Origin of the sequence: Actinomadura macra NBRC 14102 (assembly GCF_001552215.1) — a bacterium.
Lineage (GTDB): Bacteria > Actinomycetota > Actinomycetes > Streptosporangiales > Streptosporangiaceae > Spirillospora > Spirillospora macra.
Genome location: NZ_BCQT01000042.1, coordinates 1 through 10,665 on the forward strand (window position 1 = coordinate 1; position 10,665 = coordinate 10,665).

2 protein-coding genes are annotated in these 10,665 nt (G+C 73.5%); both read right to left on the bottom strand.

All coding sequences use genetic code 11. From position 1 onward, the window contains the following. Window positions 1–6,844 (bottom strand): type I polyketide synthase (locus AMA02S_RS44570; RefSeq protein WP_157431163.1); only part of this gene is annotated, 6,844 nt, incomplete at its 3' end. Between the two features lie 25 nt (window positions 6,845–6,869). Next, window positions 6,870–10,640, bottom strand: coding sequence for an SDR family NAD(P)-dependent oxidoreductase (locus tag AMA02S_RS39570; protein WP_067470168.1), 3,771 nt, complete (start codon window positions 10,638–10,640; stop codon window positions 6,870–6,872). Window positions 10,641–10,665 lie beyond the last annotated feature (25 nt).

The following is a 10,665-nucleotide window of genomic DNA, read 5'->3' on the forward strand; positions in this document are numbered from 1 at the left end:
TCTCCAAACCCGCCAAAAGCTCCTCACCCGACTCACCGATCCCCACCGCCCGCCACTCAAACAACGACCGCGACGACACCAACGACCACCCCACCTCCACCGGATCAGCCACCACACCACCCAACCCCGCCACCAACTCACCCAACGCACCCACACTCCGCGCCGACACCACCCACGGCACAACACCGTCCACGGACGGAACGTGATCAGGACGAGGGGTCTCAGGCGCCTGCTCCACGATCAGGTGCGCGTTCGTTCCGGACGCCCCGAAGGAGGACACTCCGGCGCGCCGTGGGTGGTCGCCCTGGGGCCACTCCCGGGCTTCGGTCAGGAGCTGTACGGCACCGGTGTCCCAGTCGACGTGCGGCGTCGGCTCATCAATGTGCAACGACGCGGGCAGGACACCATGCCGCATCGCCATCACCATCTTGATCACACCCGCCACACCAGCAGCAGCCTGCGCATGACCGATATTCGACTTCACCGACCCCAACCACAACGGCCCACCACCCACACGCCCCTGCCCATACGTCGCCAACAACGCCCCCGCCTCAATCGGATCACCCAACCTCGTCCCCGTCCCATGCGCCTCCACCACATCCACCTCACCCCCCGACAAACCCGCACTAGCCAACGCCTGACCAATCACCCGCTGCTGCGACGGGCCATTCGGCGCCGTCAAACCATTGGACGCACCATCCTGATTCACCGCCGAACCCCGAACCACCGCCAACACCCGACGCCCATGACGCCGCGCATCCGACAACCGCTCCAGCAGCACCAGCCCGACGCCCTCGGAGATGCCCGTGCCGTCGGCCGACGCCGCGAACGACTTGCATCGCCCGTCCGGTGACAGCCCGCCTTGCCGTGAGAATCCGCTGAACGGGTCGGGCGTGGCCATCACCGTGACTCCGCCGGCGAGAGCGAGATCGCACTCGCCCTGACGCAGCGCCTGCGACGCCAGATGCATCGCCACCAACGACGACGAACACGCCGTGTCCACCGTCACCGCCGGCCCCTCAAGACCAAGGGTGTAGGCCAGCCGTCCGGAGATCACGCTGCCTGAGCCGGCGAGCCAGGCGTGCCCCTCCAGCTTCGCGTCGCCGTTGGCGGGGCCCGTGGTGTAGTCGTGGTACATCGCCCCGGCGTACACGCCGGTCGAGGTGCCCTTGAGCGTCGCCGGGTCGATCCCCGCGCGCTCCAGCAGTTCCCATGCCGTCTCCAGCAGCACTCGCTGCTGAGGGTCCGCTGCTGATGCCTCCCGTGGGCTGATCCCGAAGAATCCCGCGTCGAACTGGTCCGCGTCGTACAGGAACCCGCCGGTGCGGACGTAGCTGGTACCGGGGTGGTCGACGTCCGGGTGGAAGAGGCCCGCCAGATCCCAGCCCCGGTTGGACGGGAACTTCCCGATCGCGTCCCCGTCGGAGAGCACGAGGTCCCACAGGTCTTCGGGACTGCGCACTTCGCCGGGATACCGGCACGCCATCGCGACGATCGCCACCGGCTCGTCCGCTCGCGCTGCGGCGACGCGCCCGGGGGTGGGGGCTGCACGTCCCGTTCCGGCCAGCAACGTGCACAGGTGCTCGGTCAGCGTCACCGGGGTCGGGTAGTCGAAGACCAGGGTCGCGGGCAGGCGCAGGCCGGTCGACGCGGCGAGCCGGTTCCGCAGTTCCACGGCGGTCAACGAGTCGAAGCCGAGGTCCCGGAAGTTCGTCTCCGCCGCCACGCCCGTGGGCGACCGGTGTCCGAGCACCCCGGCCACGGACTCCCGAACGACCTGCGACACCAGGTCGCGCCTTCCCTCCTCGTCCAGGCCGGTCAGCCTCCCCGCGAGTCCCGCGGCGTCTGCGCCGGAGGCCGCGCGCCGCCGCACGGGCCCGGCCAGGCCCCGCAGGACCACCGGGATCTGGTCGGTCGCGAGTCCGGCGACATCGACGTCGGCCGCCACGACGTCGGACGCGCCGGACGTCCAGGCGGCGTCCAGGAGGGACAGCGCCCGCTCGCTGCTCATCGGGGTGATGCCCGACCGGCCCATCCGGGATTCCAAGCCCGTCTGGGACAGGTGGAGCGTCATCCCGCTGGCGTCGGCCCACAGGCCCCACGCGATCGACAGGCCGGGCAGGCCCCGGTTGCTCCGGCGGGCCACCAGCGCTTCACAGAAGGCGTTGGCCGCCGCGTAGTTGGCCTGCCCAGGGCTGCCCATGACGGCCGCCGCGGACGAGAAGACCACGAACATCGTCAGGGGGGCGCGGGCCGTGGCGGCGTGGAGGTGCGCGGCCGCCTCCGCCTTGGCCGCCCAGGCCCGTTCCAGTCTCTCGGGCGTCTGCGACGCGATCGTCGCGTCGTCGAGCACGCCGGCGGCGTGCACGACTCCGGTCAGCGGATGCGCGGGGTCGATACTGTCGATGAGTTCGGCGACGGCGGCCGGGTCGGTGACGTCCACGGCGGCGATCCGCACGTCGGCACCCAGGTCCGCCAGGCGGGCCGCCAGTTCCGGCGCGCCCGGGGCGGCCGTCCCGCTGCGGCTCACGAGTAGAAGGTGCCGGGCTTGCCAGGCACCGGCCAGGTGTTCCGCGACGAGGGCGCCGAGCGTCCCGGTGCCGCCCGTGATCACGATCGTGCCGTCCGGGTCGGGGGTTCCGGCGCCGGCCTGGGGTGCGGCGGCGGCCCGTGCCAGCCGGGGGACGAGCACCTGCCCGGCGCGTACGGCCGTCTGCGGTTCGTCGGTCGCCAGCGCCTCGATCACGGCCCGGCGGGCGCCCTCGTCGTCCCGGGGGTCTAGGTCGACGAGGACGAACCGGCCCGGTTCCTCCGCCTGGGCGCTGCGGACGAATCCCCAGACGGCCGCGCCGGCGAGGTCGAGGTCTCCCGTGTCTTCTGGGACGGCGACGGCGTTGCGGGTGACCAGAACCAGCGGGACGTCGGCGACCCGCGGCTCGACTAGCCACTGTTGCAGCAGCCCGAGGACCCGTTCCACGACGGCGCGCGCGGCAGCGGAGAGATCGTCGTCGTCCCCGGTGGCGGGAACCTCGGTCACCACTGCGGAGGGCAGGGGCGTGTCGGAGCCGATCGCCGCCGTCAGCGCATCGATGTCCATCCACACGGCATCGCCGGGCGCCGCCTGCGACGGGCTCGGGGCCGGGACCCAGCCGAGAGAGTAGAGGCCACGTGTTCCATGTCCGGCCGGGGACGCGAGCAGCCCACCGGCAGGGCGCATCCGTACCGACTCTGCGTACAGCACGGGGAGACCGGCGGGGTCGGCGACGTGGACCTTGAATCCGTGCTCCAACCCGTCACCGAGGGGGGAGAGCCGGACGCGAATGGTGGTGGCTCCCGTCGCGTGGAGGGACACGCCGCTCCAGGCGAAGGGCAACCAGGCCGAGTCGGCGTCGACCTTGCCGGTCAGGAAGATCGGGTGCAGCGCCGCGTCCAGCAGGGCGGGGTGGACACCGGATCCGTCCTGCGCGTCGGCCCGCTCGGGCAGGACGACCTCGGCCAAGAGGTCGTCTCCGTCGCGCCACGCGGTCCGCAGCCCTTGGAACGCGGGGCCGTAGGTGTAGCCGATCGCCTGGAGCCGCTCATAGAACCCCACGGTGTCCAGGGGTTCGGCTGTGGTGGGGGGCCATGGCCCGTCCAGTGCCCCGGCCGTGGTGGCGGGCTCGGCCGTGAGGATGCCAGTGGCATGGCAGACCCACGCGGAGTCGGCGGCACCGGCGTCGTCATCGGCGGCGGGACGGGTGTAGACGTGCATCTCACGCCGCCCGTCGCCGGCGGCGGCGCCGACGACGACCTGGACCCGCAGCGCGTCCGACTCGGGCAGGAGCAGAGGTGTGTGCAGGGTCAGTTCTTCCACCCGGGTGCAGCCGACCCCGTCGGCCGCGCGCAGCGCCCACTCCAGCAGGGCCGTCCCGGGGAGCAGGAGCGTGCCGTTGAACTCGTGCTCCGTCAGCCATGCCGCGCTCTGCCGCGACAGTCGTCCGGTGAGCAGGTAGCCGTCACCGTCGGCGAGTTCCAGAGCGGCGCCCAGCAGCGGATGCCCGGCGGGGCTCAGGCCGAGGCCGGCGGCGTCCTGGCCGCCGTCGCCGGAGAGCCAGAACCGTTCGCGCTGGAACGCGTAGGTCGGCAGGTCCACGATGCGGGGGGCTGTCTCGGACGGGAACGCGGCGGCCCAGTCCACTCCAGCCCCGGCGGTGAACGCCTGCGCGACCGACCGCAGCAGCCGGGTCCGGTCGCCGTCACCGCGCCGGAGCGTCGGGACGGTGACGGCGCCCGCACCTGCCTCGTCGATGCATTCCTGCGTGCTCATCATCAGCACCGGATGCGGACTGACCTCGATGAAGATCCGGTGGCCGTCGGCGAGGAGCGCGCCGACGGCGTCGGCGAACCGTACGGGCTCACGCATGTTGTCCAGCCAGTACCGGGTACCCAGTTCCGCGGTGTCCAGGCGCGTCCCGGTCACCGTGGAGTAGAACGCGACCTCCTGGGTCGGGACCGGCTCGATCCCGGCGAGCCGCTCCGCCAGCTCCGGAAGGATCTGGTCGATCTGCGGGCTGTGCCCGGCGGCGCTGGCCTCGATCATCCGGGCTTGCAGACCCGCGTCCTTGGCCGTGTCGACCACGGCCCGAATCTGCGCCGGTGGCCCGGACAGCACGACCGACCGCGGGCCGTTCACCCCCGCGACGACGACCTCGCGCGCGGCCTCGCCGAGTTCGGCCAGGAGCCGCTCGATGTGTTCACTGTCGGTACCGACGGGCGCCATCGCGCCCTGGCCCGCGAGACGCATGAGGACCCGGCTGCGGACCGCGACGAGTCTCGCGGCGTCGTCGAGCGACAGGGCGCCGGCGATACAGGCCGCGGTGATCTCGCCCTGGCTGTGGCCCACCACGGCCGCCGGGACGACGCCGTGCTCGGCCCAGAGCGCGGCCAGCGACACCATCATCGCCCACAGGGCCGGTTGCACCACGTCGAGCCGTCCGAGGTCCGCCGCGCCCTCGGCGCCGCGTAGCACGTCGGTCAGCGACCAGTCGACGAACGGCGCAAGGGCCCGCTCGCAGTCGGCGATCCGGGCGGCGAACGTCGGCGCGGACGCCAGCAGGCCCGCGCCCATTCCGGCCCACTGCGAGCCCTGTCCCGGGAAGACCAGGACCGGCGCGGATCCCGCGCCGCTCGTGAGACCCGTCTCCAGCGCGGGGTGATCCTCACCGCGGGCCAGGGCGCCCAGGCCCTCGGTCAGTTCCGCGACATCGTGGCCGACGACCACGGCGCGGTGCTCGAACACCGCACGCGTCTTGACCAGCGACCAGCCCACATCAGCCGGGGACGCCGCCGGGTCGGCCCCCGCGCGTTCGGCCAGCGCCGCCGCATAGGCCCGCAGCGCCTCCGGGGTCCGCGCCGACACCACCCACGGCAGCGGGCCTTCGGCGGGAGTGCTCGGTGCGTCCTCCCCGTCCGGACGGGCCGGCTCGGGTGCCTCCTCCAGGATCAGGTGCGCGTTCGTGCCGGACATGCCGAACGCCGACACGCCCGCGCGGCGCGGCCGCCCCGTCTCCGGCCACCCCACCGGTTCGGTGAGCAACCGGACGGCACCGGACGACCAGTCGACGTTCCGGGTGGGCTCGTCGACGTTCAGTGAGGCGGGCAGCATCCCGTGCCGCATCGCCATGATCGTCTTGATGATGCCCGCGACGCCGGCGGCGCCCTGGGTGTGCCCGATGTTGGACTTGATCGAGCCCAGCAGGAGCGGCAGATCCGCCGGACGGTCCCGCCCGTAGGTCGCCAGGAGCGCCTGCGCCTCCAGGGGGTCGCCGAGCGCGGTGCCGGTGCCGTGGGCCTCCACCGCGTCGACCTCGGACGCCGACAGCCCGGCACCGGCCAGGGCCCGTCCGATCACCCGCTGCTGGGAGAGCCCGTTGGGCGCGGTCAGCCCGTTGCTGGTGCCGTCCTGGTTGACCGCCGAGCCCCGCACCAGCGCGAGGACCCGGTGGCCGTTGCGCTGGGCGTCCGACAGCCGCTCCAGCAGCACCAGGCCGACACCCTCGGAGAACACGGTCCCGTTGGCCGCCGTCGCGAACGGGCTGCACCGCTCGTCGGGTGACAGCACACGATGCCGGGAGAACTCGGTGAACATGGTCGGCGCGGGCATCACCGTCACCCCGCCCGCCATCGCCAGGTCGCACTCCCCCTGCCGCAGGGCATGGCAGGCCAGGTGCACCGCCACCAGCGACGACGAACACGCCGTGTCCACCGTCACCGCGGGCCCCTCCAGGCCGAGCGCGTACGACACGCGGCCCGACAGGACGCTGAGCGCGTTGCCGGTCGCCAGATGCCCCTCCACGTCCTGGTCCGCGCGCGGGGTGCCGAACCCGGGGACGCCCGCACCGGCGTAGACGCCGGTCAGGGTGGCCTTCAGCGAGGTGGGGTCGATCCGGGCCCGTTCAAGGAGTTCCCACGCGACCTCCAGCAGCACTCGGTGCTGCGGGTTCATCGCCTTGGCCTCGCGCGGGCTGATACCGAAGAACCCCGCGTCGAACTCGTCGGCGTCGTAGAGGAACCCGCCGCGCCGCGCGTAACTGCTGCCGGGATGGTCGGGGTCCGGGTGGTAGAGCGCCTCAAGGTCCCAGCCCCGGTTGGACGGGAACTCGCCGATCGCGTCACGTCCCGAGGCGACCAGGTCCCACAGCTCCTCCGGCGATCCGACGCCGCCCGGGAACCGGCAGGCCATGCCGACCACGGCCACCGGCTCGTGGTGCCGCTCCTCCGCCTCGCGCAGCCGCTGCCTGGCGCGGCCCAGGTCCGCCGTCACCCGCTTCAGGTACTGTCGGAGTTTTTCTTCCGTACCCGACATCAGCTCTCACTTCCCTTTCGGCGGGTCACAGTTCGCGGTCGATGAACTCGAACATCTCCTCGTCGGACGCGCCGTCGAGGAGATCGTCGCCGGGCGCGCCGGCGGCGGCGTCGAGCGTGGCCAGCAGCGCGTGGAGCCGCCGGGCGACCCGGTCGCGCGCATCGCCCTCCATCGGGAGCGCGGTCAGGGCGCCCTCGATCCGGCCGAGGTCGCTGAGCAGCGGGTCGACGGGGTCCCCGGGCGGCGGCTCCGTCCCGTCCGGCGCCAGCTCCCGCCGTAGGTGGGCGGCCAGCACGGTCGCCTCCGGGTAGTCGAACACCAGCGCCGGGGGCAGCCGCAGGCCGGTCGCCGCCGAGAGCCGGTTGCGCAACTCGACGGCCGTGAGCGAATCGAACCCCAGCTCCTTGAAGGGTGTTTCGGCGCTGACCGCGGCCGGGCCGGAGTGCCCGAGGACGGTCGCCGCGTGCGTCCGCACCAGGGTGAGCAGGAGCCGGTTCTGCTCGGCGGGGGAAAGACCCGCGAGCCGTCCGAGCAGACCGTCGGGCCGCTCACCCGGCGCGGCGGCGGTCGCCCGGGACCGGCCGGGGCGGTGTGCGGCGGCGAGGGCGCGCAGCGGCGCGGGCACGGTGTGGGACGGCCCGCCGGCGAGGACGCCGGCGTCGAGGTCCACGGCCAGCAGGTGCGGGCGGCCGTGCCGGCAGGCGGCGTCCATCAGCGCCAGCCCGCGCTCGTCGCCGAGCGGGGTGAACCCGGTGCGGCCCATCCGGCTCAGGTCGCTCTCGGTCAGGTGCCCGGTCATGGCGCTGGCCGACGCCCACAGCCCCCACCCGATGGACAGTCCCGGCAGCCCGCGGGCGCGGCGATGCGCTGCCAGCGCGTCGCAGTAGGCGTTGGCGGCGGCGTAGCCCGCCTGCCCCGGGCTGCCCGCCGCGGCGGCGGCCGACGAGAAGATCACGAACAGGCCGAGGCGCAGGCCGGCGGTCGCGGTGTGCAGGTTCGCGGCGGCCGTGGCCTTGGCGGCCCAGACCCGTTCGAGCCGCTCGGGGGTGAGCGAGGCGACCGTCACGTCGTCGAGGACGCCGGCGGCGTGCACTACTGCGGTCAGCGGATGCCGCGGGTCGATCCCCGCGATCGTGTCGGTCACTCCTGCCGGGTCGGTGACGTCGGCGGCGGCGACGGTGATATCCGCCCCGAGCCCTTCCAGCCGGGCGACCAACTCCCCCGCGCCGGGGGCCTGGAGGCCGCGCCGGCTGACCAGCAGCAGGCGCCGCAAGTTCCAGGTGCGTACCAGGTGCTCGGCGACGAGGCCGCCCAGGGTGCCGGTGCCACCGGTGATGAGGACGGTGCCGTCCGGGTCCAGCGGCGCGGGAACATCCAGGACGAGCTTGCCGGTGTGCTTGGCCTGGCTCATGAACCGGAACGCCTCGCGGGCCCGGCCGAGCGGCCACGCCTCCACCGGCAGAGGGTCCAGGGCCCCGTCCCGGAAGAGCCCCATCAGTGTCGCGAGCATCGCCCCGACCCGTTCGGGTCCCGCGTCGCCGACCAGGTCGAAGGAGCGGTAGCGCACCCCGGGACGGTCGGCGGCGACCCGCTCGGGGTCTCGGAGGTCGGTCTTGCCCATCTCGACGAACCGGCCGCCGTCCGCGAGCAACCGCAGCGACGCATCGGTGAACTCACCGGCCAGGCTGTTGAGCACCACATCCACACCCCGGCCACCGGTCGCACGGCGCACCGCGTCCTCGAAGCCCAGGTCCCGGGACGACGCCCGATGCCCCTCATCGACACCCATCCGTTCCAGAACGGCGTGCTTGCCGGGGCTCGCCGTCGCGTACACCTCCGCCCCCAAGTGCCGGGCGATCTGCACGGCCGCCATCCCGACCCCACCCGTCGCCGCATGGATCAGCACCGACTCACCGGCATCCAGACCCGCAAGGTCCACCAGCCCGTACCACGCCGTCAGGTACGCCACCGGCACGCCGGCCGCCACCCGCGGGATCCATCCCGGCGGCATCGGCGCCACCATCCGGGCGTCCGCCACCGCGACGGTGCCGAACGCGCCCTCGAACAGGCCCATGACCCGGTCCCCCGCCTTGAGTCCGGTCACATCGGGGGCGACGTCGAGCACCACCCCGGCGCCCTCGCTACCCGCGAACACGCCTTCGTCCGGATACATCCCGAGCGCGATCAGCACGTCTCGGAAGTTCACCCCGGCGGCGTGCACGGCGACACGCACCTGACCGGGCTCCAGGGGCTCCAACACTTCCGGGCACGGCACCGGTGAGACGTTCTCCAGCGTCGCCGTCCCTGCGGTGGCCAGCCGCCATGCCGGATGGCCTGCCGGTCCCGCCAGCTCCGTCGCCGCACCCGCGCCGGCCCAGCGCGGCACGAGCAGCGCGCCGTCGCGCAGTGCGATCTGCGGCTCATCGGCGTCGAGCGCCCCGGCCACGGCGGCGGCGACCGCCACCGGCCCGGCCCCGGAGCGGGGATCGAGGTCGAGAAGGACGAAGCGGCCCGGATGCTCGGACTGGGCACTGCGCACCAGGCCCCACACTCCCGCGCCGGACAGATCCACATCACCTGCGGTGGACACCGCTCCCCGCGTCAGGATCACCAGCCGGGCGTCGGCCAGCCGGGGCTCGGCCAGCCAGCCCCGCACCAGCCCCAGCGCCGTCTTCACCAGAGCGAGCCCGTCGTCGCCGTCCGCCGGCCCGACACCGGCGAGGACGACCCGGGGCACCGGCGCACCGGCTTCGAGCGCCGCCACCAGCGCATCCAGATCCGCGTGCCCGGGCAGTCCCCATTCGGCCGGTACGGAGCCAAGGGCCGCCCAGTCACGGGCTTCCGGCGGGACCCCCGCGTGGTCGGCGAGCACGGGCAGTTCCGTCCAGTCCACGGTGTACAGGCCGTCCGGAGGGCGCTCCCCGGCGGCCCTGAGCTGCCGGGCGTCCGCCTGGCGGAGCACGACCGAGTCCACCTCCAGCACCGGAGCGCCGAGCGGGTCGGTGATGGTCATCCGGACGCCTCGGTCGAGTTCCGTGCCGAGCGGGGACAGCCGGACGCGGACCGACGTGGCGCCCACCGCGTGCAGGGTCACCCCGTTCCAGGTGAAGGGCAGCCAGACCCGCTCGTCGCCGAACCGGCCGATCAGCAGCAAGGAATGCAGCGCGGCGTCCACCAGGACCGGGTGGACGCCGTACCCGTCGCGGTCCTCTACAGGCTCGGGCAGCTCGATCTCGGCGAGCACGTCCCGCCCGTCCCGCCACACCGCGCGGAGTCCCTGGAACGCGGGCCCGTACCCGTAACCCGCCGCGGCTGTGCGCTCATAGAAGTCGTCAATGCCGACCGGTTCCGCACCCGTCGGCGGCCACGCGACGGCCCCCGCCTCGCCCGGCTCGCCAGACGCGGCGCTGATCGGGGTGGCGCTGAGCACTCCGGTCGCGTGGCATGTCCAGTCGGCGTCGGCGCGGGAGTAGATCCCCACGTCGCGGCGGCCGTCGTCACCGGCCCGCCCGACCACGACCTGGACGCTCAGTCCGCCCTGTTCGGGCACCACCAGCGGGGTCTGAAGGACCAGTTCCTCCACGGCGGCGCAACCGCACTCGTCCGCCGCCCGCAGCGCCCATTCGAGTTGGGCCGCGCCGGGGACCGGCATGGTGTCCAGGACAACGTGATCGACGAGCCAGGACGGTCGCTGCCGCGTGACGCGGCCCGTGAGCACGTGGCCGTCGCCGTCGGCGGGACGCACGGCCGCCCCGAGGATCGGGTGGCCGGTCGCGTCCAGTCCCAGATCCGCCACGTCCGGTGCACCGCTCTCCCCGGCG